The organism is Roseibium sp. LAB1 (assembly GCF_054658235.1).
In genome coordinates, this window is the sequence record NZ_BAAGIB010000002.1 from 1,361,135 (window position 1) to 1,388,118 (window position 26,984).

Sequence of the window (26,984 nt, forward strand, 5' to 3'; positions counted from 1 at the left end):
GATGCGTCTTCATTTCAGACATCACCGGCACTGGCTGGCCAGATTCAGGACCTTTGGCGCTGACAAGCGTGCCGTCTCTACGATCGAATTTGCCATGATCCTGCCATTCCTGCTGGTCCTCTTGATCGGCATGGAGGAAGTCTCCGGCACCTTGAACCATGACCGCAAGGTCAGCCGTATCGCCAACTCGGTCGCCGACCTTGTCGCCCAGGCTCAGACCATTACCCCCGCAGACCTGACCGCAATGATGGATCTTGGAGGCAAGATCCTGGATCCCTATCCCGACACCAACCTTGAAACAATCGTCGCCAGTGTGACCTTTGACGATGAGGGTACTCCAGCTGTCGACTGGAGCTACTCCTCCAAGGGAGGGAGCCCCTGGGCGGAGGGTTCCAAGCCCCCGATGGATTTGCCGGAGGCAGTGGCTGCCCCAAACTCATCCATCGTCGTAGCCCAGACCAATCTCAAGTATGTGCCGACGTTTTCCGGCCTCTTCACTGAGTATTTTTCCAGGGCATCTTCGATCGACCTGAGTGACACGTATTACTTGCGGCCGCGGCTGACGGATACCGTTGAATGCCCGGCTTGCTGAAGACGCGAACCGGGTTTCGAGCAGGAACAGTTTGAACCTCTGAAACAAGACCGGTTCGTTCCGGCTGTACCCGTTTCCGGTGACCAGCCGCGTATCTACGCTAACTCCCGTATTTGTAACGTCGCACATTCCGGTTAATCTGCGCTGGAATGTTGCGCCGCAATATGCACTTTTCAGTATGGGATTTTCGAACCGATGGCGACAAACAAGACTTACGATCAGATCAAGGTCGGCGATACCGCGGAAATCGTCCGCGAATGCTCTTCCAACGACCTGCTGGTTTTCGCGCACGCCTCCGGCAATCACAACCCGATTCACCTGCCTGACACGGACTGGACCGGCGACGGCCATGTCGACAAACCGGTTGCGCCGGCCATGTGGGTCGGCGGACTGGCTTCCGCGGTGCTCGGCAATATTCTTCCGGGACCGGGCACGATCTACAAAGCCCAGTCGTTCCGTTTTATTGGAGGGGCCGCTGTCGGCGACAAGCTGCACGTCAGGGTCACAGCTACCGAAAAACGGCCGGACAACATCGTGCTGTTCGACATGTCAGTGACGCGCGAAGACGGAACCCGGCTGGTTGAAGGCGTTGCCGAGGTAGCAGCACCGACGGAGCTGATCGAATTCGACTCCAGCAACATCCCGGCCCTGCTGGTTCAGCGTCACCGGCACTTCAACCGGATGATCGAACTGGCGAAGACCCTGCCTGCGCTGCCGACCGCCGTGGCCGCGCCTGACGACCCCAACTCGCTGGAGGGTGCCCTGATGGCTGCCCGCGAGGGCCTGATCATGCCGATCCTGATCGGTGCGAAGAGCCGGATTGAAGCCGCCGCCAGGGAACTTGACGAAGACCTCGGTCCTTATGAGCTGATCGATATCGAAGACGAGATGGAAGCGGCCGGACGGGCCGTCGCGCTGGTGCATGAAGGCCGGGTCAAGGCCGTGATGAAAGGCCATCTTCACACAGACCATCTTCTGCATCATGTGGTCAAACGCGATGGCGGCCTCAGAACCAAACGGCGCATCAGCCATGTCTTCGTGATGGATATTCCAGGCCGCAAAACGCCTGTCCTGATTTCGGATGCCGCAATCAACATCACGCCGGACCTCAATGCCAAGGTCGACATCACCCAGAATGCCATTGATGCCGCACTGTCTCTTGGCCTGGAGATGCCGCGTGTGGGTGTTCTGTCTGCAATTGAAACCGTGAACCCGGCCATCCCGTCCAGCCTTGATGCGGCGATCCTGTCCAAGATGGCCGAACGCGGTCAGATTACGGGGGCAATTGTCGATGGCCCGCTGGCGATGGACAATGCAATCGATGTTCAGGCCGCCCGGACAAAGGGTATCACCTCACTGGTTGCCGGACATGCGGAAGTTCTGATCGTACCGAACCTGGAATCGGGCAACATGCTGGCAAAGGAGTTGACCTTCATCGCCCACGCGGAAGCAGCAGGGCTGGTGATCGGTGCCAAGGTTCCCATCATGCTGACCAGCCGGGCAGACGACAGCCGCGCCCGCCTCGCCTCCTGCGCGCTCGCCCTGCTCTACATGCACTGGCAGGCGACCGGCAATCCGGCAGGTATTCTCGACCGGGAAGGCGACTGACCATGGCCCCGGTCATCCTCGTTCTGAATTCGGGCTCCTCCTCAATCAAGTTCACCCTCTATTCCGGGGAAGCCGTGCAGTTGAAGGGGCAGATTTCCGGACTGGGCGCCGAGCCGCATGTCGCCCTTGCCTCAAAGGTTTCCGATACAAGGATAGACCGGCGGCTGACCGCCGACGAGGGCAAGAGCCACGGCGCTTCGCTTGCTGCGCTTCTGCCGGTTCTGGAACAGGAACTCGGCGGACGCAACGTCGATGCCGTCGGCCACCGGGTAGTTCATGGGGGCATCACCTACACCGCACCGGTTCGACTGACACCTGAAATCCTGGCCGACCTCAAGGCGCTTGAACCGCTGGCGCCGCTGCATCAACCGCACAATCTGGCCGGTATCGCCGCGGCCCGGGAAGCCTTTCCGGAGGCCATGCAGGTTGCCTGTTTCGATACGGCCTTCCACCGCAGCCATCCCTGGGTAAACGACACATTCGCCCTGCCCCGCCCGCTGTATGATGAAGGCGTGCGCCGTTACGGTTTTCACGGGCTCTCCTATGAGTATATCTGCCGCTATCTGAAACAGGCTCATCCCGAGATCCATGCCGGCAACGTGATCGTTGCCCACCTGGGCAACGGTGCTTCCATGTGCGCCATTCGAAAAGGCCAGAGCATTGGCTCAACCATGGGCTTCACCGCGCTTGACGGTTTGCCGATGGGCACGCGCTGCGGCCAGCTTGACCCGGGTGTGGTGCTGTATCTGCTGACCACGAAGGGCATGAGTCCCGCCGAGGTTTCGGATCTGCTTTACAAGCAATCGGGTCTCAAGGGGCTCTCAGGCATCAGTCAGGACATGCGCACCCTGACGCAAAGCCCCGATCCGAAAGCCGCTGAAGCCATCGACTATTTCGTCTTTCGCATTCGGCGTGAAGTGGGCGCCATGGCAGCCGTGCTGAGCGGCGTCGACACTGTGGTCTTCACCGGCGGCATCGGCGAGAATTCGGCCCTGATCCGGGAAAAAATCTGTGCAGGCCAGGAGTGGCTCGGTCTGGAAATCGATCCGGCCAGAAATGAAGCCGGCGCAGAGCGAATTTCGTCAGATGCGTCCCGCATCAATGCTCTGGTCATCCCGACCGACGAAGAAGCAATGATCCGGCGCCACACTGAAACGCTGCTAACCCCCGAGACCGCTGACGCCTGATCATCTTTTGGAAGTTCAGCGTCCGGCAGGATCCAGAAGTGCGGCGTAATTATCCTCATAGGTGCGCAGGACCGGCCGGTAATCTGCATGCACCACGGGTTCGAACCCTCCCGGCAGGTCAGGTTCGATGGCAAGGTAGGCATCGGGCGCTTCCCGGCGCATGTCCATCAAACCGGCCCTCAGGCGCCGTTTCAATGCGTCGGGCAGATCCTTGCGCATGCTGTGGGCCGAATAGGGGATTGGCGGCGAGCGCCAGACGATTTCCAGATCCTTGAAACCGCGTTCTCCCGAGACGTAGAAATCGTTGAGTGTGCCACCGGTGTAACCGTTCTTTGCCTCGCCCGCCAAAGTTGACCACCCAAGGGCCGCCTCGACCCTGCCATCCAGGACGGCGCGAATGCCTTCGACCGGGTCCTTTACCTCGACAAGGGCGCTGAAATGCGCACGTGCATCGACACCGTCCGCAGCCAGATTGGCAAGAGGAACGCGATAGCCGGTCACGGCACGCGTGCCACCAACGGCGAGGCGCGTTCCCTTGAGGTCGGCCAGGGTCACCTGCTCGGCGCTGCGTTTGGCGATGAGAATGGCGTAGAAGCGGGCCGGGAAATCGTCCGGAGCCGCAGTCACCAGCGGCTCCACACAACTGCAGAGCTGATACACGGCGGCATATGCGGATGGCGACAGGCGGGCGTAATCGATCTTTCCGGCAGCAAGTGCCTCGACCGCGTCGGCCATGGTGTCCATCAGGAACAGGTCCACCGGCAGATCGGCAATGTCTTCAAGCGCAAGACGAAACGGTTCCACCCGGTCGCGCGCGCCGTCATCGGTGGCTACCACCACGCCGAGGCGCAACCGGTCGGGCATGGATTGCGCATCCTGGGCGTGCGCGCCGACAACGGTGAGAAAGACTGCGGCGAGAACCGGTGCGAGCCACCGGAACAGGAATTTCACAAGCGCCACATTGCCGACATAACCTTCTGATGAAACTTGCAAAATTTTATCTCGCCTCTCAAACAACTTTCGCCAGAAAACCGGACCGGCCATATGAACGACCCTATCACGACCGTCGTCTTCGATATAGGGAATGTCCTGATTGAATGGAATCCCGAATATCTCTATCGCGAACTCATTCCGGATGAGGCCGAACGCGAAGATTTCCTGACGACGGTTTGCACAATGGACTGGAACCTGCAGCAGGATCTCGGCCGCCCCTGGACTGAGGCCGTTAATCTTCTGTCGCGCCGGCACCCGGACAAGGCGGAGCTCATTGCCGCCTACAGCGAGCGTTGGCACGACATGGTTCCGGGCGAGATTCCCGGAACGCCCGGCCTGCTTTCAACGCTGAAGGCACAGGGAACGCCCTTATATGCGATCACCAATTTTTCGGAAGACAAGTTCGCCGAAGCTCAGGAACGGTTTCCGTTTCTGAAGACCAGCTTTCGCGACATCGTCGTCTCCGGCGCTGAAAAGGAAATCAAGCCCGGTCTGCGCATCTACGAAATTCTGCTGAAACGCAATGGACTGACCGCCTCGCAATGCCTTTTCATCGACGACAGCGAGCGCAACGTCGAAGCTGCCCGCAAGATCGGAATGGCGGCGCATCACTTCCAGGGGGCTGACGGTCTGCGTGCGGAACTGACGCAACTCGGGTTGCTGAACGAGTAATCGTTTGAAGCAAGTGATCGATCTCTCAGGCGGATCTTGCGGCTCCGGCGAAGAGGTCTATCCCTCGAAGCCTTCCAGCACGTTGACGCAATTGGTGCCCAGAGCCTCGACGGCGTAGCCGCCTTCCATCAGAAAGATGGTGGGAATGCCTACCTTGGCGAGCCTCTGGCCAAGCCGGATATAGTCTTCGCTCTTGAACTTGAAGCCGGAGATCGGATCCTTCTCGTAGCAATCCATGCCAAGCGAGACGATCAACGCTTCCGGTTTATATACCAGCAGCCACCTGCACGCTTCCTCAAGGGCCGGCGTGTAGCTGTCCCAGTCGGTGCCAAGCGGCAATGGCCAGTTGCGAGTGAACCCGGTGCCGGCGTGTTCGCCGGTCTCATCGGCAAAGCCGAGGAAATAGGGATACTCGTGCTTCGGGTCGGCGTGGATCGACAGGAACAAGATGTCCGGCCGGTCGTAGAACAAAGCCTGAGTGCCGTTGCCATGATGATAGTCGACATCCAGGATCGCTATGCGATGCAGGCCGTAATCCCGCAGATACTGGGCGGCAACGCCGGCATTGTTGAAGAAACAATAGCCGCCGAAGAAGTCGTAACCGGCGTGGTGTCCCGGAGGCCGGCACAGGGCGAAGGCAGATTTCTCGCCGTCGAGCAGCAGACGGGCCGCTGTCAGCGCGGTATCCGCAGAGGCGCGCGCGGCCTTGTAGGTGTGTTCGCCAAGCGGCGTCCCGGCATCCATGGAATAGCGCCCGAGCAGGCCGTCGATGTGATCGACCTCAACATCCTGACGCAGGCTGCGGATGGGCCAGACGAAAGGAAAGGCTTCCCGTGACCGCCCCGCGGCTGTCCATCTGTCCCAGAAGCTTTCCAGAAAGGAGACGTATTCGGGTGCATGAACCCGGTGCAGCGGACGGACGGGAAATTCCTCCGGCGCAACGATTTCGCCCACATTGCGCTCCCGCACAGTCTTGAGCACGATCTCCGCCCGGCTCGGGATCTCGACTGCGGGCTTCAGTTCACCGTCGGAAATTTCCTGTGCCGGTGCATGAGCGAGCTGGGTGTTTGAAAAAACCGTCTTCACGAGTTGCCCTCAAGTCCCCTGTTGTCTCACACCGCTGGGTCAATGTAACTCATTTCAGGAAAAACGGAATTCCGTAACATGAGTATAAGTCTCTGAGGGCTGTAACAAAACGGGCGTGAACCCGTCATGATTGACGCTGTCCGGCCAGCGTTGCGCCTCCAGGCACAGACCGGCATGAGACCCATAGGACCTGCCGCCCAAACCTGGAACCGGCACTACCATGTTCTGAGCATCGTAGAGTTGCAGCCCCGGTTCGGTCGTCCAGACCTCCATGCGCCGGTCACCGGAACTGTCTTCCAGGGCGGCAGCGAATTCGACGTTCTCACGCGGGGCATCTGCCAGGCAGAAATTGTGATCATAGAGCACGTTTTCCTCACCGGCCTTTCGCCTCAACTTGCGTCCATCCCGGAAATCGTAGGGTGTCCAGGCCACGTTACGGATCTCGCCGGTCGGGATCAGGGCCTCATCCACGGGCAAATAGGTCTCTGCCGCAATTTCGAGGGTGTGATCGAGTATCGTGCTGCTGCCATCCAGATTGAAATAGGCATGCTGGGTCAGATTGACCGGTGTGGTCTTGTTGGTGGTCGCGGTAATTTTCAGGCGAAGCGAACCGGTGCCGGTCAATGTGTAGCGGGCGAGCACTTCCACACGGCCCGGATACCCCATGTCGCCGTCTTCGGAGACAAGTTTCAGCAGAACGCTTGCCTTGTCGTGCTGCTCCACCTGCCAGACGCGGCGGGAGAAGCCGACTGAGCCGCCGTGAAGGTGGTTCTTTCCTGCTTCGTTTTGGTCGAGCTGATAGTCGACACCGTCAATCGTCAGACTACCGCCGCCGATCCGGTTGGCGCAGCGTCCGGCAATCACGCCGAAATAGGGCGAATGATCGAGATAACTCTGCAAATCCTCAAAGCCGAGCACAACTGACTCACCGTCGACCTTGAGGTCGCGGATGATGGCGCCGAGAGTGAGGATCGAGGCCGCCAGGGGACCTTTTGCCAGCGTGATTTCCTGGACGACTGTCCCGTCGGGCAGAGCCCCAAATTCCTTGATCATGAATGTCTCCGGCGAGAAGGCGGCAGGATGCACAAAAGGCGGCGGAACTATCCGCCGCCTTCCGTCTGTCGGTCAAGTGGTTCAGAGCGTCTGGTTGTAGTCGCCCACTTCCGAATTTTCGCGCAGGACGCCGTCAACCGCCTTGAACATGGCGTGGAGGCGGTCTTCGGAAACAGGGCTTTCCACCACGACCACCAGTTCCGGCTTGTTGGAGGAGGCACGCACCAACCCCCAGGTTCCGTCTTCGCTGACAACGCGAACGCCGTTGACGGTGATCAGATCGATGATCGACTGTCCGGCAACCGTTTCACCCTTGGCTTTCATGTCCTGGAACCTGGCGACAACCCGGTCGACGACGTCGTATTTGATTTCGTCGTCGCATTTCGGCGCCATGGTCGGCGATCCCCAGGTCTTGGGAAGATCCCGGCGCAGGTCGGCCATGGTCTTGTCCGGGTTACGGTCAAGCATATCGAGGATTGCGATGGCCGAAACGAGCCCGTCGTCATAACCGCGGCCGATGGGCTTGTTGAAGAAATAGTGGCCGGATTTTTCGAACCCGACCATGGCATTCAACTCGGTGACACGGCGCTTGATGTAGGAGTGACCGGTCTTGAAATAGTCGGTCTTTGCACCGTTGGCCTTCAGCACCGGATCGGTGTGGAAGAGCCCGGTGGATTTCACATCGACCACAAACTGGGCACCGGGATGAAGCGCGGAGATATCGCGTGCGAGCATCACGCCGACCTTGTCGGCGAAGATCTCCTCGCCTTCGTTGTCGACGACACCGCAGCGGTCACCGTCGCCATCGAACCCGAGGCCGACTTCCGCTCCCACTTCCAGAACCTTGTCACGAAGCGCGTGCAGCATCTTCATGTCTTCCGGGTTCGGATTGTAGCGCGGGAAAGTGTGGTCCAGCTCTGCGTCGAGCGGGATGACTTCGGCACCGATCGCTTCCAGGATCTTCGGCGCGAAGGCACCGGCCGTGCCGTTGCCGCATGCCGCGACAACCTTGATCGGACGTTTCAGCTTGGCCCGGTCGGTGAGATCCTTGAAATAAACATCCGGGAACCCGTCGACAAAGCGATAGCTGCCGCCACCCTTCAGATTGAAGGCTGCTTCCAGAACGATCTCCTTCAGCCGGCCCATTTCATCGGGACCGAAGGTCAGCGGGCGGTCGATGCCCATCTTGACCCCGGTCCAGCCGTTGTCGTTGTGCGACGCCGTGATCATGGCGACCGCCGGAACGTCGAGGGCGAACTGTGCGAAATAGGCCATCGGCGACAGGGCCAGGCCAATGTCGTGCACGTTGATGCCGGCTGCCAGCAGACCGTTGATCACCGCCATCTTGATGGAAGAGGAATAGCCCCGGAAATCATGGCCGACCACGATGTCCGGACGCACGCCGCGTTCGTGAATGAGCGTGCCGATGCCCATGCCGAGCGCCTGCATGCCCATCAGGTTGATTTCTTTCTCGAAAAGCCAGCGAGCATCATATTCGCGGAAGCCCGTGGGCTTCACCATGGGAAAAGATTCATATTCAAAAGTGTTGGGAGTCAAAGTCGGACGCGGTTTCGGAAACATCAATGCCTCTCAGAGCAATGGAGATGAACGGAACTGGGTAAACACCAAAGAACGGTATGACAATTCACTGCACCAGTACAAGCGTGCCACCGGAGATGTCAAACCGCTTCAGCTGGTTGAGAACGGACATGCCAAGCAGGGGTTCCCCGAGGCTTTGATCTTTCAATACAAGTGTGTCGATATTGCGTAACCTGATCTTTCCAATACGCAAATTGTCGATGACCGCCCTAGCCCCATGTACCGTGCCATTTGCCGTGCGGATCGAATATTTGTAGTCGGACGATTTCACAAAGATGCCTATATTTTCCGCAAGCGATTCAGGCAAAACCGTGACGGTTGCACCGGTGTCGACCAGCATGTCGACGGCGCGTCCGTTCAAATAGGCATCGGCCACGAAATGCCCTTGTCTGTTGGCCGATATGCGGTGGCTCCGCTCGCCCGTGTCCCCGTCATCTTCCTCGGCCTGATCACCGGCAACATTGCCGCCGCTCACCAGAACCGCAAGCCTGTTCTCAAGCAGATAGGCCGCCAACGGCGCGATCGCCATGCAGGCAAGGAAGATGATGACAAAGCGCGACATTCCGGGTCCCGATGTTGCGTGAACCCAACAGATATCACTGTTTCCTTAGCGGCCTGTAAAACAGGATCAGCCAATTGAATCCGCCAGCCGGGCGATGTCGTCCAGATGCGGCGCGCTGGACTGGGCGCCGGTCACCGTGCAGGCAAGTGCACCAGCGGCAGCACCTTCCTTCAAGGCACGCTCGAATGACGCCTTGCGGTCGAGCGCGGCGGCCAGGGCGCCGCAAAAGGCATCGCCAGCGCCGGTGGAATCGACCGCCTTGACGACAGGAGAGCCGAAGCGGTAGCGCGCCGTTGACGTGCGCGCCAATACACCATCTGAACCAAGCGTGACGACAACGGAGCGGCCACTTGACGCCAATTTCGCAGCAAATGTTTCCGGGTCTCCGGCAATGCCGAGACGATCCCCGATCTCTGCCGCTTCATTCACGTTGACCACCACTGTTCCGGCAACGTCAAGGCAGGCACCCAGGTCGCCCTCGGGGACAGGCGCCGGGTTCCAGATGACCGTGCCTCCCGCCTCCCGGGCAAGCCGCGCAGCTTCGACCACTTCAGCCAATGGCACCTCGCCTTGAACCAGCAACGTCTGGCCGGGCCCGAAACGGCCTTCCAACCAGGATGCCTCGACACGGGCGTTGGTGCCACTGGCGACGATGATCTGGTTTTCCCCTGCAGGGTCGATACCGATCAGGGCGAGGCCCGTCGACCCGGCCATGGTGCGAACACCGGAAAGGTCGACGCCGGCCTGGCGGAGGTTCAGCAGCGCCAATTCCGCAAAACTGTCCTGGCCAACCGCGCCGATGAACCGCACCTCGGCGCCTGCCCGCCGGGCTGCCAGTGCCTGGTTGGCCCCTTTCCCACCCGGAAATGTCTGATGATCGCGGCCGCTCACCGTTTCACCGGCGGTCGGCAGGCGAGGCACGGCAACGACCAGATCCAGATTGATGGAACCAAAGACCGTAATCATGTCGCCTCCCCTTTTATTCCAAAAGGTTAGACACCGCGGCCTCAAGCGCAACAAAAAAGCGCGGAAGTTTCCCTCCGCGCTTTCTGTCGTCCGTTCTCTCAGCCAGTCACTTCGTGCCGTACATACGGTCGCCCGCGTCCCCTAGACCCGGAACAATGTAGCCTTTTTCGTTCAGCTTCTCGTCGATGGATGCAGTGTAAACCGGCACGTCCGGGTGGTTCTCGTTGAAATTCTTGACACCTTCCGGTGCCGCAAGCAGGCAGAGGAAGCGGATGTTGGTGGCGCCGCGTTCCTTGAGCTTTTGAACCGCGGCAATGGCCGAGTTGGCAGTGGCCAGCATCGGATCGACCACGATCACCAGGCGCTCGTTCAGATCTTCCGGAGCCTTGAAGTAATATTCGACCGGCTGCAGCGTCTGCGGATCACGGTAGAGCCCGATGTGGGCAACGCGTGCGGAAGGAACCAGATCCAGCATGCCTTCCAGAAGTCCGTTGCCCGCACGCAGAACCGACGCAAACACCAGCTTCTTGCCGGCCAGGGTCGGCGCCTGCATTTCGGCAAGCGGGGTCTCGATGGTCTGGTAGACCAGCGGCAGGTCGCGAGTGACCTCGTAGCAGAGCAGCGTCGAGATTTCGCGCAGGAGCCGCCGGAACCCCTGGGTGGACGTTCCCTTGTCGCGCATGATGCTCAGTTTGTGCTGAACCAGCGGGTGGCTGATGACAGTGGCTCCGGACATATCTGCCTCTCTTTTCAATGGGGCCAACACCGGCCCGGTCTCATAATTTTCCATGTTCGGGACCTATGCCCCGAACGGCAACCAAAAAACAGACCCCGGGTTCATGAAGTGCCCGAGTTTTTTCGCTTCCTGCGGGTGTCCTTGCAAATAAAGGCTACCAGCCCGGCCGGTTCCGCCTTCCAGGATGCAGGTAAGCGGCAACTGATCCTGATGAACCTTGAGCTCGTGTCGCAGCAGTTCAGCCAGCCTGTCGGTGAGCGCAAGCGCCACCGCCCGAATTTCGACCATCCGGTCGCGTTCGGCCTCTGCTGACAGCGCCGTGTCCGGTTCGAGAATTTTCAGGACTCCGGCGTCGAGGAACAGCGCCGCGTGGGCAGGATCGGCCGGCGGCGTCAGTGCCTCCAGTCCGGAGACTTCAAACCCGGCCCAGGCAAGAGGTTCGATCAGTGAATAGACCATCTCCTGGGCAGCCAGATGGAACGGCACAACAGTTCTCTCGGAAACCGCACCCCGCTGGTAATGCTCGAAGCTGTCGCCATAGACCATGCTTCCTTCGCTGGCACCGCCGTCCCAGAGCGGACACAGGGATTCCAGCACGCGGTCGAGCAGATCCCTTGCCGAAACCACACCATCGCTTTCCTTTGCCATCCGAACTGCAAGACGGCCGGGACGGGTCTCGTCCCCTTCCCCGAAAAGATCCGGCCGCAGGGCAAGCGCTTCACCGAAGCGTTTCAGATGGCGCTGCATCGCCTCAAGCAGGTCGTCATCCTCCCTTCCGTCCCATTGCAGGCCCTCGGCAAGTTCCATCCGGTCCATCTGCACAAGGGGTTGCGCGTCAACACGATAAGGGTCGGTCATTTCGCCGGAAAAGGATCCGGCCGCAAACATGTGGAAGGCCGCAAGCGCCGAGGCCTCTTGGCCGGTCGCCTCGGTCTCAGTCATCCTGTCCTCGAAAACCCAGCCCTCGGGATGACGGGTCTTCATGTAGGTGCCGAGAAGCGCAAGATCGGCGGCAGCGGCCAGCATATCTTCCGCGGTTTCAAACCCGCGCGCATTTGCCAGCGCACCCCATCGGTCGATACCGCCGGCCTCGAAATCCCGCCAGATGCCGTAGGGTGGAATGTGAAAGTCCGGATAGTTTTCCCGGGTTGTTTCAAGCACCGTGGCCAGGGCTGTCTCGAGCTGGTCCGGAACCGCTTCGACATGTGCGAGTTTGCCATCTGTGGCGAGCTTCAAAAGCTCATAGGCCTTTTCCCGAACATGCTGCGGCCGGAACAGGGACAAGGCTGATTTAGTATCGGTCATGGAGATCGCCGGATCTGGAAAGGATTGTGTGAAAAGACGCTGCCCTCGCCTATCTGCACACCATAACCTTGTCAAACCGGTTCGTCATTGGTCATCATCTGTGTGATTTGAACCCAAGCCTTTCAACCGCCCCACACCGGAAGTTTCATGTCTGCCGTTGTCTCAATTGCCGCCCTTCTCGTCGGATCCGGACTGCTTTTGCTCGCCGGCGGCCTGCATGGCCTTCTGCTGCCGCTGGCCGGTCTAGCCAACGGCTTTTCCGATGCCTCGCTCGGTCTGCTCGGCACCGGTTGGGCCGTCGGATATGTCAGCGGCTGTCTGGCCGTGCCTGTCATCGTGAAGCGTGTGGGTCATGTGCGGGCCTTCGGGGCGCTTGCCTCGCTGGCAGGCATCTCGGTTCTCCTGAACCTCCTGTTCATGGATGCCGCCGTCTGGATTGTGCTGCGGGCAATCACCGGCTTCTGCTTTTCCGGCGCGGCGATGATCGTGGAAAGCTGGCTGAACGAACGTTCGACCAGCGAAACGCGCGGGCGGATCTTCGGCATCTATACGATGATCAATCTGGGCGCGACCACTGCCGGGCAGATGCTGCTGACACTTGGCGATCCGACCGGCTTTTTCTTCTTCGTGCTCGGTTCGATCATCTACTCGCTGTCGCTGCTGCCGACGGCGCTTTCCACCGCAGCATCACCACAACCTTTGACCCAGGCGCGGCTGGATCCGAAAAAGCTCTGGCGCAATTCGCCGATTGCCGTTGTCGCTGTTTTCATGGTCGGCATTTCAAACGGGTCGTTCGGCACACTGGGGGCTGTTTATGGCCTTCGCATCGGGCTGGATGTTCCGGAAATTGCCATCATGATGAGTTTGGCTCTGCTGGCCGGCGCCGTGTTGCAGATCCCGGTCGGCATGCTGTCCGACAGGCTCGACCGGCGCATGGTGCTGGTCGGTCTCGCCGTGACTGCCATGAGTTTCGGCTCCAGCCTTTCCTTCTTCGGCGGCACGGATCCGACCCTCACAGTCATCCTGATCGCCTGCTTCGGCGGCGTGGTCTATTCCATGTATCCGGTGATCGTCGCCCATGCGAGCGACCATGCCGAACCCGGCGACTTTCTCCGGATCAGCGGTGGTCTGCTGCTGATCTTCGGCGCCGGCACAATGGTCGGCCCCCTGCTGGCGTCCGGATTGATGACCTTCACCTATCCCGGGGCGCTCTTCCAGGTGACGGCAGCAGCGCACCTTTCCATGATGCTCTTTGCCCTCTGGCGCATACGCCAGCGCGCCTCGCTTCCGCAGGAAGACAAATCCGACTTCGTCATGGCTGTCTCGACCGCACAGATCACGACACCGGAAACGGTCAGCCTCGATCCGCGTACGGAAGTGGACGAGACCGGCGGGGAAATCTGAGGGGGGCCGACGCCACCCTTACCTTCAGTATTCGTCTCTCTTCCCCCCCTCATCCTGAGGAGCCGCTTCAGCGGCGTCTTGAAGGATGGGCTGCTTGTTTCGGAGGTCGTTTGTTCCGGAGTATGCCGCCCATCCTTCGAGACGCGCGCAAGCGCGCTCCTCAGGATGAGGTTTTGGGGATGAGGGGGCGGGAGGCGGGAGGCGCACTAAAGTTCTTGCTGAATCAAGCCAATTCAAAGCATCTGCACTTAGTCTCGACGTCATTCCGGACAAGCACGGCAAAGCTGTGCGCCGATCCGGAAACCAGATATCAGCGTGAGCGAAGCGAACTCTCCTGAAACAAGTCTGGCGCGCGCGTCCGGCAGGGGGGCGGGAAACCAGCCTCAGGCCGTCGGCACCTGCTTTGCGCTCTCCAGTCGCACCAGTAGCCTGTTGCGCGTGGCTTCGTCGCAGAAGGCGGCTTCGATGGCCGTGCGGGTCACTTCCATCTGATCATCGAAACTCCAGCCGAAGGTTTCGGTGACCGATGAATACTCCTTGCCGAGCGTGGTGCCAAAAAAGGGCGGATCGTCGGAGTTGAGCGTGATCTTCACGCCTTCCTTGCGCAGCATGTTGATCGGGTGGAAACGCAGATGGGTGTAGACGCCCAGGGCAATATTCGATCCCGGGCAGACTTCCAGGACGATCTCCTCGTCGACCAGGCGCTTGACCAGGTCCTTGTCTTCAATCGCCCGCACACCGTGGCCCAGGCGTTTCACGCGCAGGAACTCAAGGGCCGCGGTCACGCTGTCCGGACCGCCGAACTCGCCTGCGTGGGCTGTCGTTCCGAGACCCGCGTCTGCCGCCATGCGGAAAGCTTTCGCGAAATTGGCCGGGTGGCCGGAGCGTTCGTCGCCCGCCAGGCCGAAGCCGGTCACCAGGGGATGTGGATTGCCGATCACCTCCTTGACGACCCGTTCGACGGACGCCGACCCGAAGTGGCGCACGCCGATTGCAATCATGCGGCCTTCGATGGCCGTATCGGTCTTGGCGCGCTCTATTCCGGCAGCCAGCCCCTCGACATAGGACCGGTAGGACAGGCCCGCGGCCTGGGCATGATCGGGCGAGATAAAGACCTCGCCGTAGATTGCTCCCTCCGCCGCCAGCATACGGAAATAGGTTTCCGCCAGGAGGGCGTAGTCCGCCGGTGTCCTGAACACCGAACTGGCCACGTCATAGGCCTTCAGGAAGGTGGTGAAGTCGGACCAGACATATTTACCGTTGCCGTCGAGCACGCTGGAAACATCCTCGCCGCGCTTTTCGGCAAGGCGCTTGACCAGGGTTGGCGGCGCAGCGCCTTCGATATGACAATGCAATTCCGCCTTCGGAACCGTGATGGCGTCGCTCATGTCCCGCGGGTCCTCATTCGAGTGTGTTGCAGGCCACTCCTCCGTCTTTCGGCAGAAAGGTCGCAGGAGCGGCCGGCGGCTATTGTGCCCGATTCACCGGTTTGCCGGAATGCGGGTGCGGTCAGAGAAAACTCGTGCCGTTCGGCCCCACCGCAATGCCCAGATGATCGGCAACACTTTCGCCGATATCGGCATAGGTCTTGCGGCCGCCCACGCTTCTGCCTTCATGTCCCGGACCGGTTGCGATCACCGGGACATGTTCGCGGGTGTGGTCCGTACCACGCCAGGTCGGGTCGCAGCCGTGATCCGCGGTCAGGATCAGAAGATCGCCGTCGCGCATCTTCGCAATCATTTCCGGAAGGCGGCGGTCGAAATGCTCCAGCGCGGCGGCGTAGCCCGGCACGTCCCGGCGGTGACCGTAGAGGGAGTCGAAATCGATGAAATTGGCGAAGATCATGTCGCCGTCGGACGCCTGCTCCATGGCTTCCAGCGTCTTGTCGAAGAGCTGGTCGTTGCCTGCGCCCTTCAGCACCTTTGCAACACCCTGATGCGCGAAGATGTCGGAAATCTTGCCGACACCATAGACCGTGCGGCCTGCCGCGGTCAGCCGGTCGAGCAAGGTCTTTTCCGGTGGCAGCACGGAGTAGTCGCGCCTGTTGGCGGTGCGCTGGAAGGTGTCGGAGCTTTCGCCGACGAAGGGCCGCGCGATCACCCGGCCGATGTTGTAGGGATCGGCAAATTCGCGTGCGATCTTGCAGAGTTCGTACAGCTTCTCCAGCCCGTAATGCTCTTCGTGGGCTGCAATCTGAATGACCGAATCCGCGGATGTATAGAAGATCGGCTTGCCCGTGCGGAGGTGCTCTTCACCGAGTTCGGCAATGATCTCCGTGCCGGAGGCGTGTTTGTCACCCAGGATACCATTGAGGCCCGCCTTCTCGCTGATCTTGTCGATCAGCTCTTCCGGGAACGTCGGGATCGTCTCCGGGAAATAACCCCAGTCAAAGCGAACGGGAACACCCGCAATTTCCCAATGGCCGGACGGTGTGTCCTTGCCGTTGGAAACCTCGGCCGCATAACCCCACAGGCCTTCCGGTTCGCCGGAAAAATCAAGACCCGGCACATCCTTTCCGGTCGACAGGCGTCCGGCGGCCCCCAGGCCGAGCCGGTCCATGTTGGGAACGCTCAAAGGTCCGGAGCGCAGACCGTCCTTGTCGCCTTTGCCGGTGGCGCATTGCGCCGCGATATGGCCCAAAGTGTCGGCCCCGGCGTCGCCAAAGGCTTCCGCATCCGCGGCGCCGCCGATACCGAAACTGTCCAGAACGCACAAAATTGCACGAGGCATGGACATCTCCTCAAATTATCATTGCCGGCCGGTTCGGCCGGAGAGGCTCCGGGCGACCATTCGCCCGGGCACCTGTTTGCGATCAGGGTGCGATACGCTCTACGACACTTGCCCTGTCGACAACTTCTGCCGCTGACCCGACGGTGTAGGCCTTGCGCACTGCGACGGCCGCCTCTTCGGCCTCCGCCTCGGTCCTGGCATGGACGATGGCCAGCGGTGCATCCGCATCCACGGTGTTGCCGACACCGGCAAGACTGGTCAGGCCGACAGACGGATCGATCACGTCGGCAGCCGCCCGGCGTCCACCGCCAAGCGCGACGACTGCGACGCCGACCGCCCGGGCATCAACGCCCGTGACCACCCCGTCATGCTCGGCATAGACCGGCGCTTCAACCGGTGCCTTGGCTAGATAAAGTTCCGCCTTCTCCATGAAGTCCGCCGGGCCGCCGAGCGCGTGAACCATCTGGCCGAATTTTTCCGCCGCCTTGCCACTCTGGAACGCTTCGCGCATCATGTCGGCACCTGCCTGGGCGTCGGCTGCAATACCGCCGGAGGCAAGCAGTTCGCCGCCCTGAGCCACGGTGACATCCCAAAGACGATTGTCGATTGTGGTCCCTTTCAGGAAGTCGACAGCGTTCTGAACTTCAACGGCATTGCCGGCGGCAGACGCCAGCGGCTCATTCATGTCGGTCAGAAGAGCCGTGGTCTTCAGGCCCGCCCCGTTTGCGACCATGACCAGGCTTTCGGCAAGTGCACGCGCATCCTCAAGCGTTGCCATGAATGCGCCCGTGCCCCACTTCACATCCAGCACCAGCCCCTGCAGACCGGCAGCCAGCTTCTTCGACAGGATCGACGCCGTAATCAGATCAATGCTCTCGACCGTGCCGGTCACATCGCGGATGGCATAGAAACGCTTGTCGGCCGGGGCGAGGTTGCCGGTCTGGCCAATGACGGCACAGCCAATCTCCTTGACCACCTTCTTGAACAGCAGATTATCCGGCTGTGTCTGATAGCCCGGGATGCTGTCGAACTTGTCCAGCGTGCCACCCGTATGACCAAGACCCCGACCGGAGATCATCGGCACGGCAGCGCCACAAGCGGCAAGCGCCGGTGCCAGCATCAGCGAGACGTTGTCGCCGACGCCCCCGGTGGAATGCTTGTCAAGGATCGGCGCGTCGATGCCGGACCAGTCCATGACATCGCCGCTGTCGCGCATGGCAAGTGTCAGCGCCACACGTTCGTCAACGGTCAGCCCCTTGAAGAAGACCGCCATGGCGAGCGCGGCCACCTGGCCTTCCGTGACCGAGCCGTCTGCCAGACCCTTGACGAAGAAAGCAATCTCCGCCGCGTCCAGCGTCCCGCCGTCGCGCTTCTTTCTGATGATTTCCTGCGGCAGCATTTTTTGTCCTTCTTGAAGCCGTCTCAATAGCCGTGGTGGGAATGGTCTACGATTTCCTGGCCTTCGATCGTGGAGATCAGGGCATCCAGAAGACCGCTGGCTCCAAAGCGGAACGTGTGTGCCGAAACCCAGTTCTGGCCCATGATCTTGTCGGCGAGTGCCAGATAGGCCGCCGCATCCTCAGCCGTCCGGATACCGCCGGCCGGCTTGAAACCGATGACGCGCTCGGCGTTGTCGCGCCGGGCTTCCTCAATCGCGGTGAGCATGATCTCGGCAGCTTCCAGCGTCGCGTTGACCGGCACCTTGCCGGTCGAGGTCTTGATGAAATCGGCACCTGCTCCAATGGCGATGTTGGAGGCTGCATGGATCAGCAACGGGTCCTTGATTTCACCCGTTTCCAGGATGACCTTGAGCAGCGCCGGTTCCGGAATGGCAGCCTTGACGCGGATGATCTGCTCTTCCGCAAAGCCCTTACGTCCGGCGCAGAAAGCCTTGTAAGGCATTACCAGATCGATCTCGTCGGCGCCGTCAGCCAGCGCCAGCTTCGTCTCGGCCAGGACGGCTTCCGTATCTTCACCACCATCAGGGAAGTTGACCACTGTCGCCACCTTCACACCCGTGCCGGTCAGCTCTTGTGCGGCCAGCGCCACGAACCGCGGCCAGACACAGACAGCAGCAACCGACCCGTGATCCGTCACGGTCCGTCCGGTCAGCTTGGAAATGTCCGCTGCCGTGCAGTCGTCGTTGAGGTTGGTCAGGTCGACGAGCCCGAGGGCCCGTTTGGCGTGTTCGATCATGTCAGTCATTGGCCGATCTCCTTCACGAATGCCCGCACCAGCTGCTTCATACGTTCCATGCCCTGCAAGGCGACGGACTTGGTTTCGTCGTGAGACAACGCGTGAGTCTGCATGCCTGCGCCGTAATTGGTGATGATCGACATGGCCGCGACGCGCATTCCCAGGAACCGGGCCATGATGACTTCCGGCACCGTGGACATGCCGACGGCATCCGCGCCCAGTGTCTTGGCCATGCGGATTTCGGCCGGCGTTTCGAAAGAGGGGCCGGAAAACCACATGTAGACGCCCTCGGCAACCGGATCGCCGGTTTCCTCGGCCACCTTTTTCATGGCCGCGCGCAGGTCAGCATCGTAGGCGGTGCTCATGTCGAGGAAGCGCTTTTCGTCTTCTTCGCCGATCAAGGGGTTCATGCCCGACCAGTTGATGTGGTCGGAAATCAGCATGGGCGAACCGGGAGCAACTTCCTGGCGCAGCGAGCCGGCTGCATTCGTTGCCAGCAGGATCTCGCAGCCGAGTTCCTTAAGCGTTTCCACCGGCGTGCGCATGACCGTCGGATCGCCGCCCTCGTAATAATGGGTCCGGCCCGACAGGATCACCACCGGCACCCCGGACAGCGTGCCGGCAACCAACTCGCTGGAATGGGACGTGACGGTGGAGACCGGAAATTCGGTCAGATGCGAATAGGGAATGCGAACAGCGTCCTCGACTTCCTCGGCGAGAGCGCCGAGGCCGGATCCAAGGATCATGCCAATCTTGTACGAGCCCTCCCGGGCAGCGCGGACAATATCCGCGCATTCACGGCCGAAACCACTCATTGTGGGTCAGTCCTTCTTATTTTGACGTATATTCCAGCTCGAAGGCGGCAGGCAGCAGCTCATCCATCGTGAAGCTGCGCCGGATACCGTCGAGATCCGCGACATGGACAACGATGTCGTCCGTGCCGAATTCCTTCAGACGCTGGCGGCACATGCCGCAAGGCGTGCACAGGGCCGCATCGCCAATGACGACGGCCTCCGCGATTTCGCGGTAACCGGCCCCGATCATGGAGCTGACTGCTCCGCCTTCCGCACAGACGCTCACCGGATAGGAAGCGTTCTCGACATTGCATCCGGTGAAAACGGTGCCGTCCGGTGCGCGCAGGGCAGCGCCCACCAGGAAGTTGGAATAGGGTGCATATGCGTTTTCACGAACCGCTTTTGCGGCCTCGAACAACGCGTCCAGATCGCTCATGAACGCTCCTTGAGGTACGGAATGCCTGCCGCCTTGGGCGGGATTGCCTTGCCGATGAAGCCTGCAAGCAGGATCACGGTGAGAATATAGGGCAGTGCCTGGAAGAACTGCACCGGAATTTCGCCGATACCGGGTATTTTCTGCCCCTGCATCCGGATGGCGACCGCATCGAGGAAGCCGAACAACAGGCAGGCGAACATGGCGTTGGCCGGTTTCCACTTGGCGAAAATCAGAGCCGCCAGCGCGATGAAGCCCTTGCCCGCGGTCATGTCCTTGATGAAGCCGGACGACTGGGCGATGGAAAGATAGGCTCCGGCAACACCGCACAGGGCGCCACAGGCGATGACCGCCCGATAGCGCAACCAGGTGACTGAAATACCGGCCGTATCGACAGCCGCCGGGTTTTCACCCACCGCGCGCAGACGCAGTCCGAAACGGGTACGGAACAACACCCACCAGGTCAGCGGCACGGCCAGAAACGCGGCGTAGACCAGAATGTTGTGGCCAGAAAGCAGCTCGCTGTAGATGCCACCGATGACCGGGACGTCGCGCAGCTCCTCCGCGTACGGCAGGATGATGTCCCGGAAACGTCCACCCTCCGGCAGCGACGGCGTGCGGCCGCCCTGACGGAACCAGGTCTGACCGAGCAGTGCCGTCAGGCCCGCGGCCAGGAAGTTGATGGCGACGCCGGACACGATCTGGTTGCCGCGATTGGTGATCGAGGCGAAGCCGTGGATCAGGGACAGGCCGATCGAGACGGCCATACCCGCCAGAAGGCCGATCCAGGCATTTCCGGTCAGGTACGCCACGGCACCGGCCCCAAAGGCGGCACCGAGCATCTTGCCTTCCAGGCCGATATCGACCACGCCGGAGCGTTCCGAATAGAGCCCCGCGAGACAGGCCAGCAGCAGCGGTGTCGACAGGCGGACGGTGGAATCGAGTGTCAGGATCACGATCTCGAACATGATCACGCCTCCTTCGCGGCAAGGGCCCGGGAGGGCGTGAACAGCTTGACGATGGCCGGGCGGAACATGTGCTCAAGCGCACCGGCAAACAGGATCACGAGGCCCTGGATCACGATGATCATGTCCCGCGTGATGTTCGGCATCTCGAAGGACAGTTCCGCGCCGCCCTGGTAGAGCATGCCGAACAGGATCGATGCCAGGACGATGCCGACCGGATGCGCCCGGCCCATGAGCGCGACGGCAATGCCGACGAAGCCGTAGCCTGTCACGAAATCGATCAGGAGGCGGTGCTGCGAACCCATGATCTCGTTGATCGCCATCATGCCTGCCAGACCGCCGGAGATGAGCATGGTGATGACGATGGTGCGCACCGGCGAGATACCGGCATAGACTGCTGCCGTGGCATTGGCTCCGAAGGACCGGATTTCGAAGCCCAGTTTGGTGCGCCAGATCAGAAACCAAACCAGCACACATGCCGCCAGCGCGACGAAGAGCGACAGGTTCACCGGGGCATAGCCGAAGCCGAAGGACGGGAAGATATCGTTCAGGAACGGCAGGCGGCCGCCGGCTTCGAAGGTCCGCGTTTCGGGCTGCATCGATCCCGGCTTCTTCAGCGCGTTGTTGAGCAGATAAACCATCAGCGACGAGGCGATGAAGTTGAACATGATGGTGGTGATCACCACGTGGCTGCCACGCGTGGCCTGCAGCCAGGCCGGAATGAACGCCCAGGCGGCCCCCATCAGCGCCGAGCCGATGATGGCAAACGGCAGGGTGATGTACCACGGCACGATATGGTCCAGCGCCAGACAGGCAAAGGCGACCCCGAGCCCGCCGATATAGGCCTGCCCCTCGCCGCCGATGTTGAAGAGCCCGGCATGGAAGGCGACTGCCACGGCAAGACCCGTGAAGATGAAGTTGGTGGCATAAAACAGCGTGAAGCCGATGCCTTCGCCATACCCTACGGAACCCCAGACCAGGAGCTGCACTGCGTCCAGCGGGTTTTCACCGATCAGGACAACGACGAGGCCCGACACCAGAAAGGCGGCGGCCAGGTTCAGGAACGGTATCAGGCCGTAATCGACCCAGCGCGGGAGCTGACCGGCACTCATCGCGCGCCTCCTTCAACAGCCATATTGTTGTTATCTTCCACACCGGCCATCAGCAGGCCAAGTTCGCCTTCGTCCGCATCGCCGCCGCGTTCGCCGACGATCCTGCCGTCAAACATCACCAGCACCCGGTCGGACAGCGCACGGATTTCGTCAAGCTCCACCGAGACCAGCAATATGCCCTTGCCGGCATCGCGCATTTCCACGATGCGGCGGTGGATGAATTCGATGGCGCCGATATCGACACCGCGCGTCGGCTGACCGACCAGGAGCACCTCCGGGTCGCGCTCGATCTCGCGTGCCAGCACGATCTTCTGCTGGTTACCACCCGAGAAATTGGCGGTCTTCAGCATAGGATTGGGCGGGCGGATATCGTATTTCTCGATCTCCGCCACAGCGTTTTTCTTGATGGCGGCAAGATCCATCAGAACGCCCTTGGAATAGGCCGGATCGCGGTGATAACCCAGGATGGAATTCTCGTATTCTGAGAAGGAATTGATGAGACCCATCCGATGCCGGTCCTCCGGCACGTGGCCCATGCTCTTGGCCCGCATGTCTGCGGCGTCAAGCGTGCTCGTTCCCAGATCGATGGTCTCGCCGTTGATCTTCAGCGTGCCTCTGGTCGCCCGGCGGATGCCCGCAAGTGTTTCCAGGAGTTCCGACTGGCCGTTGCCGGAGACACCGGCGATGCCGACGATTTCGCCCGCGCACACGTTGAAGGAAACGTCCTTTACCACCTGCACACCGCGGCTGTCGGTCACCGTCAGGTTCTCGACTTCCATCACGGGTGCCTTGGGTTGCGCCGGTTTCTTGTCGACGCGCAGCAGGACGCTTCGGCCGACCATCAGTTCGGCCAGTTCTTCCATGGAAGTGCTCGCCGTTTCGCGTGTCGCCACCATCTCGCCGCGGCGCATTACAGAAACGGTGTCCGTCGCTGCCATGATCTCGCGCAGCTTGTGCGTGATCAGGAGAACCGTCTTGCCCTCGTTCTTCAGAACTTCGAGGATCTTGAACAAGTGATCGGCTTCCGGCGGTGTCAGAACGCCGGTCGGTTCGTCGAGGATCAGAACTTCCGCGCTGCGATAGAGCGCCTTCAGGATTTCCACCCGCTGCTGCAGGCCGACCGGCAGATCCTGGATCAGGGCGTCCGGATCGACACGCAGCTCATATTCGTCTTCCAGCCGCTTGAGTTCCGTCCGGGCGCGGTTGATGCCGCCGGACAGCAGGGCGCTGTCCTCGGCACCCAGCACCACGTTTTCAAGCACCGAGAAATTGTCGACCAGCATGAAGTGCTGGTGCACCATGCCGATGCCCAAGCCGATGGCGGCCTTGGAGTCCGAGATGGTGACCTTGTTGCCATCCACCAGGATGTCGCCCTCATCGGCCTGGTAGAAGCCGTAGAGAATGGACATGAGCGTCGACTTGCCCGCCCCGTTCTCCCCGATGATGCCGTGGATGGACCCCTTTTTCACCACAAGGTCGATGTCCTTGTTGGCGTGAACCGCGCCAAACCGCTTGTTGATCTTGCGTAGTTCGATTGCCGGCGTATCGCTCATGCGTTCCCCCAGGCGTGACCGTTTTTCTTTGTCATTGTTGTTGCCCCTCGCCGCTGCCTTGCGGTGTCCCGATCAGAATGGACACGCTCCGTCCGTGACGACATCATGAACCTTGACGGTGCCGTCGGATATGGCCGCAACGGCAGCATCCGCCGCAGCCTTCATGTCCGGCGTGATCAGATCCATGTTGTTTTCGTCCAGCACCCAGTCCATGCCGCCGTCCGCGACACCCAGCACCTTGATACCGGGCTCGAAGGTGCCGTCCTTCGCCGCCTGAAAACTGTCGTAGACAGCGTTGTCGACACGCTTGCGGATGGACGTCAGGACCTTGCCCGGATGCAGACCGTTCTGATTGCTGTCGGTGCCCATGCCGAGCACGCCCTTGTCGGCGGCGGCCTGCAGCACGCCGATACCTGTGCCGCCGGCTGCCTGAATGATCACATCGGCGCCCTGATTGATCTGACCGATGGCCAGTTCGCCGCCGCGTACGGGATCTGCAAAGGCGGCCGGTGTATCGCCCGTCATGTTGGACAGCACCCTGATGTCGGCCCTGGCGGACTGGGCACCCTGCTTGTAGCCGCACAGGAAGCGCTGGATGATCGGAATATCCATGCCGCCGACGAACCCGATGGTGCCGCTTTTTGAAGCCATGGCCGCCAGCAGACCGCCGATGTAGGCGCCTTCATGTTCCTTGAAGACATAGGAGCGCACGTTCGGCTGATCGACCATCATGTCGACGATGGCAAAATCCGTTTCCGGAAAATTCGGAGCCACCTGGCCGAGTGCGTTCGCCTGGTTGAAGCCGATGGCGACAACCGGTGACGCCCCGCGGCTGGCAAAATTCCGCAAGGCCTGAAGGCTCTGGGCGTCGCGCTCCAACTCGAATTCCCTGACGGCGCCGCCGTCCTGGTCCTGAAACCGTTTCACGCCGGCATAGGCGCTTTCGTTGAATGAACCGTCGAACTTTCCGCCGACGGAATAAACGATGGCCGGTTCGGCCAGACTTGCCGTTGTTGTCATGAAGACAGCGCAGGCCGCAGCAATGACGCCTGATGTGAGACGGAGCATCCTGTCCTCCGAAAACGGGTTGGGCACGCCAGAAAATACAGGTGGACCTCCGCGCGAAACCGCGCGGAGGTCCGTTAGATCTGCCTTACATCGGGCAGGACTGGTCGGCCATGTAGTCGTGAACTTCGATCTCGCCGGAGATGATCTTCTGGGTCGCTTCTTCGACCTTGGCTTTCATCTCGTCGTTGACGAGTTCGGCATTGTTGTCGTCCAGCGCCCAGTCGACGCCGCCTTCCTTGAGGCCGAGGACTTCGAAGCCGGAAGACCAGCTGTCGTTGGCAGCGTCTTCGAACGCCTGGTAGACGGCGATGTCAACGCGCTTCAGCATGGAAGTCAGAACCGAGCCCGGATGCAGGTTGTTCTGGTTGCTGTCCACGCCGATGCCGAGCTTGCCGGCGTCAGCAGCAGCCTGCAGAACACCGATGCCGGTGCCGCCGGCGGCGTGATAGACGACGTCAGCACCACGGTCGAACTGCGACTTGGCCAGTTCGCCACCCTTGACGGGATCGTTCCAGGCCGCGCCGGTGGTGCCGGTCATGTTCTCGAACACTTCCGCGTTCGGGTTGGCAGCCATCACGCCCTGCTTGTAACCACAAGAGAACTTGCGGATCAGCGGAATGTCCATGCCACCGACGAAACCGACCTTGCCGGTTTCGGAGGCCATGGCGGCCAGCATGCCGACGATGTAGGAGCCTTCCTGCTCTTTAAACAGGATGGAGCGCACGTTCGGCAGATCGACAACCATGTCGACGATCGCGAACTGTGTATCCGGGAATTCCTTGGCAACCTTTTCCACGGCGTTAGCCTGGGAGAAGCCGATCGCGACGATCGGGTTCATGCCGCGCTTGGCAAAGTTGCGCAGCGCCTGCTCGCGCTGGCTGTCGTTCTGGATTTCGAAGTCGCGGTATTCGACGCCGGTATCTTCCTTGAACTTTTCAGCGCCGTTGTATGCACCTTCGTTGAACGACTTGTCGAAACGGCCGCCCAGATCGTAAAGCACAGCCGGCTTGATATCGGCTGCCAGTGCGCCCACGGCGGTAAAGGCCAGGCCGGCAAGCGCGGTGCCGATGGTAAGAAGCTTTTTCACTTATATGTCCTCCGACATGCGGGGGCCGCCTTTTGGCTGGCCCGTTTCCCCTCGTGACCCAGCCGCGTCATGCGGACTGTGCCAGCTGCAATCCGGCCCGTGCCGTCAGAGCCCTCGCAAGGGTCTCGTCTGCCACAAGGTCGGTAATGACACCGGTACGCAGGGCCGCGAGCGTGGCATCCACCTTGCTCTCCCCGCCTACCAGCGCAATCACACGGCGCCCGCGCACTTCATCGAAATGCAGACCCACGGCGCAATCGCCGAGCGGATCCGGGGCCAATTTTCCCTCAATCGTCAGAAAGCGCCCCATCAAATCACAGACGGCGCCGCCCGACAGCAAATCTTCCTGTTCTTTTTTGGAAATCATGCCGCGCTGGACAAGATGGCCCTCGTTCTCAACGGAGCCGATGCCGATCAGGAAAGCATCGGACTGGCGCGCGCGCTCCATCAGGTCCTGCACGCTGCGCTGGGTCAGGAACATCGCCTTTTCGTCCTGGTTCTCGGCAAAATAGGGAACGGGCAGATAGTAGCCGATGCCGCCTGTGCGCTCCTGCATCTTCTGGACGATGTCATAGGGGTTGGCGGCAAGCGTGCGGGTCAAGGATCCGCAGATCGACATGATTTCGAGATCGGACCGCGCGACCTTCGGCAGAGCCTCGACAGCCGCCGTCAAGGTGCGGCCCATGCCGACGCCAAGACGGGTCACGTTGGAGCCGCCGAGAAGCCCGGACAGGAACTGCGCTGCGGACACGGCCACGGCCCTGAGGGCACTGTCGTCGTCGCCACCACCAAGATCGGGCGCAATGATGCAATTGGTCAGGCCGAAATGCTCCGTCAGCTCCTTTTCAAGCTGAAGGCATTCCATCGGGCGGCCATCAACCTGGAACTTCACGAAGCCGGCTTTTTGCGCATGCGCGATCAGCCGATGCACCTTGGCCGGCGAGACGCCGAGCTGGGAGGCGATTTCACCCTGGGTCCTGCCGCCCACGAAGGACAGCCATGCCGCCCGGATGGCCATATATGATGTCCAGTCGTCGTCGCGTGTCTGCATGCCGCGTCGAAACCTTCCCCTCCAGAGCCACTGCAACCGCCTTGCGGCGGACAGGATGCTCGACCACTCTCAATACGACCGGCTTTCCGGCATCCAGTCGATGAGGATGGATAGCCCGCCTGTCCAGCCATGCGAAGCGGTTGACCGCGACGGTCCGGCTATGCCTTGCTCTCTTTCGGAGCTTTTGCTTGTCCGGAGCCATGAAGGCCTCCCGAAAAATTCTTCACCAAGT

The 26,984-nt window shown here is 60.9% G+C and carries 25 protein-coding genes; 5 read left to right on the top strand and 20 right to left on the bottom strand.

Annotated features, from left to right (window positions below):
* The first annotated feature begins 1 nt into the window (after position 1).
* From ACYQ54_RS16205 to ACYQ54_RS16215, 3 genes are all read left to right on the top strand, one after another.
* Positions 2–592, top strand: coding sequence for a TadE/TadG family type IV pilus assembly protein (locus ACYQ54_RS16205; RefSeq protein ID WP_460084022.1), 591 nt, complete (start codon positions 2–4; stop codon positions 590–592).
* A 195-nt stretch (positions 593–787) separates the two neighbouring features.
* Positions 788–2,200 carry a bifunctional enoyl-CoA hydratase/phosphate acetyltransferase gene (locus ACYQ54_RS16210; protein ID WP_460084024.1) on the top strand — a complete coding sequence of 471 codons (1,413 nt, stop codon included), beginning with the start codon at positions 788–790 and terminating at the stop codon, positions 2,198–2,200.
* 2 nt (positions 2,201–2,202) lie between these two features.
* The gene (locus ACYQ54_RS16215) at positions 2,203–3,387 is read left to right on the top strand and encodes an acetate/propionate family kinase (RefSeq protein WP_460084026.1); all 1,185 of its coding nucleotides are present in this window, start codon (positions 2,203–2,205) and stop codon (positions 3,385–3,387) included.
* 15 nt (positions 3,388–3,402) lie between these two features.
* Here ACYQ54_RS16215 and ACYQ54_RS16220 read toward each other — a convergent pair whose 3' ends face one another.
* Entirely contained in the window at positions 3,403–4,380 is a 978-nt protein-coding gene (locus tag ACYQ54_RS16220) for a PhnD/SsuA/transferrin family substrate-binding protein (protein ID WP_460084028.1), read from the bottom strand.
* 51 nt (positions 4,381–4,431) lie between these two features.
* Between ACYQ54_RS16220 and ACYQ54_RS16225 the strand changes: the two genes are divergently transcribed.
* A complete protein-coding gene (locus tag ACYQ54_RS16225) occupies positions 4,432–5,052 on the top strand; it encodes an HAD family hydrolase (protein ID WP_460084030.1) in 621 nt (206 codons plus the stop codon).
* 57 nt (positions 5,053–5,109) lie between these two features.
* Here ACYQ54_RS16225 and ACYQ54_RS16230 read toward each other — a convergent pair whose 3' ends face one another.
* From ACYQ54_RS16230 to ACYQ54_RS16260, 7 genes are all read right to left on the bottom strand, one after another.
* The gene (locus ACYQ54_RS16230; protein ID WP_460084031.1) at positions 5,110–6,138 is read right to left on the bottom strand and encodes a histone deacetylase family protein; all 1,029 of its coding nucleotides are present in this window, start codon (positions 6,136–6,138) and stop codon (positions 5,110–5,112) included.
* Between the two features lie 54 nt (positions 6,139–6,192).
* Entirely contained in the window at positions 6,193–7,191 is a 999-nt protein-coding gene (locus ACYQ54_RS16235) for an aldose epimerase family protein (protein WP_460084033.1), read from the bottom strand.
* A gap of 81 nt (positions 7,192–7,272) precedes the next feature.
* The gene (locus ACYQ54_RS16240; RefSeq protein ID WP_460084035.1) at positions 7,273–8,772 is read right to left on the bottom strand and encodes a phosphomannomutase/phosphoglucomutase; all 1,500 of its coding nucleotides are present in this window, start codon (positions 8,770–8,772) and stop codon (positions 7,273–7,275) included.
* A gap of 64 nt (positions 8,773–8,836) precedes the next feature.
* The gene (locus ACYQ54_RS16245; protein WP_460084037.1) at positions 8,837–9,352 is read right to left on the bottom strand and encodes a retropepsin-like aspartic protease family protein; all 516 of its coding nucleotides are present in this window, start codon (positions 9,350–9,352) and stop codon (positions 8,837–8,839) included.
* A gap of 66 nt (positions 9,353–9,418) precedes the next feature.
* Positions 9,419–10,318 (bottom strand): ribokinase, encoded by a 900-nt coding sequence (locus tag ACYQ54_RS16250; protein ID WP_460084039.1) that lies wholly within the window; start codon positions 10,316–10,318, stop codon positions 9,419–9,421.
* A 106-nt stretch (positions 10,319–10,424) separates the two neighbouring features.
* Entirely contained in the window at positions 10,425–11,054 is a 630-nt protein-coding gene (gene upp / locus ACYQ54_RS16255) for a uracil phosphoribosyltransferase (protein ID WP_460084041.1), read from the bottom strand.
* A 63-nt stretch (positions 11,055–11,117) separates the two neighbouring features.
* Positions 11,118–12,359 carry a DUF1688 family protein gene (locus ACYQ54_RS16260; protein WP_460084043.1) on the bottom strand — a complete coding sequence of 414 codons (1,242 nt, stop codon included), beginning with the start codon at positions 12,357–12,359 and terminating at the stop codon, positions 11,118–11,120.
* 147 nt (positions 12,360–12,506) lie between these two features.
* On the opposite strand from ACYQ54_RS16260, the gene ACYQ54_RS16265 reads away from it, so the two are divergent.
* Positions 12,507–13,763, top strand: a complete 1,257-nt coding sequence (locus tag ACYQ54_RS16265; protein WP_460084045.1) for an MFS transporter — start codon at positions 12,507–12,509, stop codon at positions 13,761–13,763.
* Between the two features lie 383 nt (positions 13,764–14,146).
* On the opposite strand, the gene ACYQ54_RS16270 is transcribed toward ACYQ54_RS16265, so the two are convergent.
* The 12 genes from ACYQ54_RS16270 to ACYQ54_RS16325 form a co-directional block, all read right to left on the bottom strand.
* Positions 14,147–15,151 carry an adenosine deaminase gene (locus ACYQ54_RS16270; RefSeq protein ID WP_460084047.1) on the bottom strand — a complete coding sequence of 335 codons (1,005 nt, stop codon included), beginning with the start codon at positions 15,149–15,151 and terminating at the stop codon, positions 14,147–14,149.
* Between the two features lie 121 nt (positions 15,152–15,272).
* The gene (locus tag ACYQ54_RS16275) at positions 15,273–16,493 is read right to left on the bottom strand and encodes a phosphopentomutase (RefSeq protein ID WP_460084049.1); all 1,221 of its coding nucleotides are present in this window, start codon (positions 16,491–16,493) and stop codon (positions 15,273–15,275) included.
* Between the two features lie 82 nt (positions 16,494–16,575).
* The gene (deoA, locus tag ACYQ54_RS16280) at positions 16,576–17,892 is read right to left on the bottom strand and encodes a thymidine phosphorylase (protein ID WP_460084051.1); all 1,317 of its coding nucleotides are present in this window, start codon (positions 17,890–17,892) and stop codon (positions 16,576–16,578) included.
* Between the two features lie 23 nt (positions 17,893–17,915).
* Positions 17,916–18,698, bottom strand: a complete 783-nt coding sequence (gene deoC, locus ACYQ54_RS16285; protein WP_460084053.1) for a deoxyribose-phosphate aldolase — start codon at positions 18,696–18,698, stop codon at positions 17,916–17,918.
* Positions 18,695–19,504, bottom strand: a complete 810-nt coding sequence (locus ACYQ54_RS16290; RefSeq protein WP_460084055.1) for a purine-nucleoside phosphorylase — start codon at positions 19,502–19,504, stop codon at positions 18,695–18,697. Before ACYQ54_RS16290 ends, deoC begins: the two co-directional genes overlap by 4 nt.
* Positions 19,505–19,520: 16 nt before the next feature.
* Positions 19,521–19,919, bottom strand: a complete 399-nt coding sequence (gene cdd / locus ACYQ54_RS16295) for a cytidine deaminase (RefSeq protein WP_460084057.1) — start codon at positions 19,917–19,919, stop codon at positions 19,521–19,523.
* Complete coding sequence (locus ACYQ54_RS16300; RefSeq protein ID WP_460084059.1) at positions 19,916–20,884, bottom strand: ABC transporter permease; 969 nt, start codon at positions 20,882–20,884, stop codon at positions 19,916–19,918. The genes cdd and ACYQ54_RS16300 overlap by 4 nt, the downstream gene beginning before the upstream one ends.
* 2 nt (positions 20,885–20,886) lie before the next feature.
* Positions 20,887–21,993 (bottom strand): ABC transporter permease, encoded by a 1,107-nt coding sequence (locus tag ACYQ54_RS16305; protein ID WP_460084061.1) that lies wholly within the window; start codon positions 21,991–21,993, stop codon positions 20,887–20,889.
* Entirely contained in the window at positions 21,990–23,546 is a 1,557-nt protein-coding gene (locus ACYQ54_RS16310) for an ABC transporter ATP-binding protein (RefSeq protein WP_460084063.1), read from the bottom strand. Before ACYQ54_RS16310 ends, ACYQ54_RS16305 begins: the two co-directional genes overlap by 4 nt.
* 72 nt (positions 23,547–23,618) lie before the next feature.
* A complete protein-coding gene (locus tag ACYQ54_RS16315) occupies positions 23,619–24,614 on the bottom strand; it encodes a BMP family lipoprotein (RefSeq protein WP_460084065.1) in 996 nt (331 codons plus the stop codon).
* Between the two features lie 85 nt (positions 24,615–24,699).
* On the bottom strand, positions 24,700–25,701 hold the full coding sequence (locus ACYQ54_RS16320) for a BMP family lipoprotein (protein ID WP_006934130.1): 1,002 nt from the start codon (positions 25,699–25,701) through the stop codon (positions 24,700–24,702).
* A 67-nt stretch (positions 25,702–25,768) separates the two neighbouring features.
* Positions 25,769–26,752 (bottom strand): sugar-binding transcriptional regulator, encoded by a 984-nt coding sequence (locus tag ACYQ54_RS16325; RefSeq protein ID WP_460084067.1) that lies wholly within the window; start codon positions 26,750–26,752, stop codon positions 25,769–25,771.
* Positions 26,753–26,984: the final 232 nt, after the last annotated feature.

Bases quoted from the DNA above. Each gene is read 5' to 3' on its own strand.
- ACYQ54_RS16300 (WP_460084059.1), bottom strand. From the start codon at position 20,884: ATGTTCGAGATCGTGATCCTGACACTCGATTCCACCGTCCGCCTGTCG.
- ACYQ54_RS16270 (WP_460084047.1), bottom strand. From the start codon at position 15,151: ATGAGCGACGCCATCACGGTTCCGAAGGCGGAATTGCATTGTCATATC.
- ACYQ54_RS16275 (WP_460084049.1), bottom strand. From the start codon at position 16,493: ATGCCTCGTGCAATTTTGTGCGTTCTGGACAGTTTCGGTATCGGCGGC.
- ACYQ54_RS16290 (WP_460084055.1), bottom strand. From the start codon at position 19,504: ATGAGTGGTTTCGGCCGTGAATGCGCGGATATTGTCCGCGCTGCCCGG.
- ACYQ54_RS16260 (WP_460084043.1), bottom strand. From the start codon at position 12,359: ATGACCGATACTAAATCAGCCTTGTCCCTGTTCCGGCCGCAGCATGTT.
- ACYQ54_RS16305 (WP_460084061.1), bottom strand. From the start codon at position 21,993: ATGAGTGCCGGTCAGCTCCCGCGCTGGGTCGATTACGGCCTGATACCG.
- ACYQ54_RS16215 (WP_460084026.1), top strand. From the start codon at position 2,203: ATGGCCCCGGTCATCCTCGTTCTGAATTCGGGCTCCTCCTCAATCAAG.
- ACYQ54_RS16265 (WP_460084045.1), top strand. From the start codon at position 12,507: ATGTCTGCCGTTGTCTCAATTGCCGCCCTTCTCGTCGGATCCGGACTG.
- upp (WP_460084041.1), bottom strand. From the start codon at position 11,054: ATGTCCGGAGCCACTGTCATCAGCCACCCGCTGGTTCAGCACAAACTG.
- ACYQ54_RS16210 (WP_460084024.1), top strand. From the start codon at position 788: ATGGCGACAAACAAGACTTACGATCAGATCAAGGTCGGCGATACCGCG.
- ACYQ54_RS16325 (WP_460084067.1), bottom strand. From the start codon at position 26,752: ATGCAGACACGCGACGACGACTGGACATCATATATGGCCATCCGGGCG.
- deoC (WP_460084053.1), bottom strand. From the start codon at position 18,698: ATGACTGACATGATCGAACACGCCAAACGGGCCCTCGGGCTCGTCGAC.
- ACYQ54_RS16245 (WP_460084037.1), bottom strand. From the start codon at position 9,352: ATGTCGCGCTTTGTCATCATCTTCCTTGCCTGCATGGCGATCGCGCCG.
- ACYQ54_RS16205 (WP_460084022.1), top strand. From the start codon at position 2: ATGCGTCTTCATTTCAGACATCACCGGCACTGGCTGGCCAGATTCAGG.
- ACYQ54_RS16250 (WP_460084039.1), bottom strand. From the start codon at position 10,318: ATGATTACGGTCTTTGGTTCCATCAATCTGGATCTGGTCGTTGCCGTG.
- ACYQ54_RS16310 (WP_460084063.1), bottom strand. From the start codon at position 23,546: ATGAGCGATACGCCGGCAATCGAACTACGCAAGATCAACAAGCGGTTT.
- ACYQ54_RS16315 (WP_460084065.1), bottom strand. From the start codon at position 24,614: ATGCTCCGTCTCACATCAGGCGTCATTGCTGCGGCCTGCGCTGTCTTC.
- ACYQ54_RS16235 (WP_460084033.1), bottom strand. From the start codon at position 7,191: ATGATCAAGGAATTTGGGGCTCTGCCCGACGGGACAGTCGTCCAGGAA.
- ACYQ54_RS16225 (WP_460084030.1), top strand. From the start codon at position 4,432: ATGAACGACCCTATCACGACCGTCGTCTTCGATATAGGGAATGTCCTG.
- cdd (WP_460084057.1), bottom strand. From the start codon at position 19,919: ATGAGCGATCTGGACGCGTTGTTCGAGGCCGCAAAAGCGGTTCGTGAA.
- deoA (WP_460084051.1), bottom strand. From the start codon at position 17,892: ATGCTGCCGCAGGAAATCATCAGAAAGAAGCGCGACGGCGGGACGCTG.
- ACYQ54_RS16240 (WP_460084035.1), bottom strand. From the start codon at position 8,772: ATGTTTCCGAAACCGCGTCCGACTTTGACTCCCAACACTTTTGAATAT.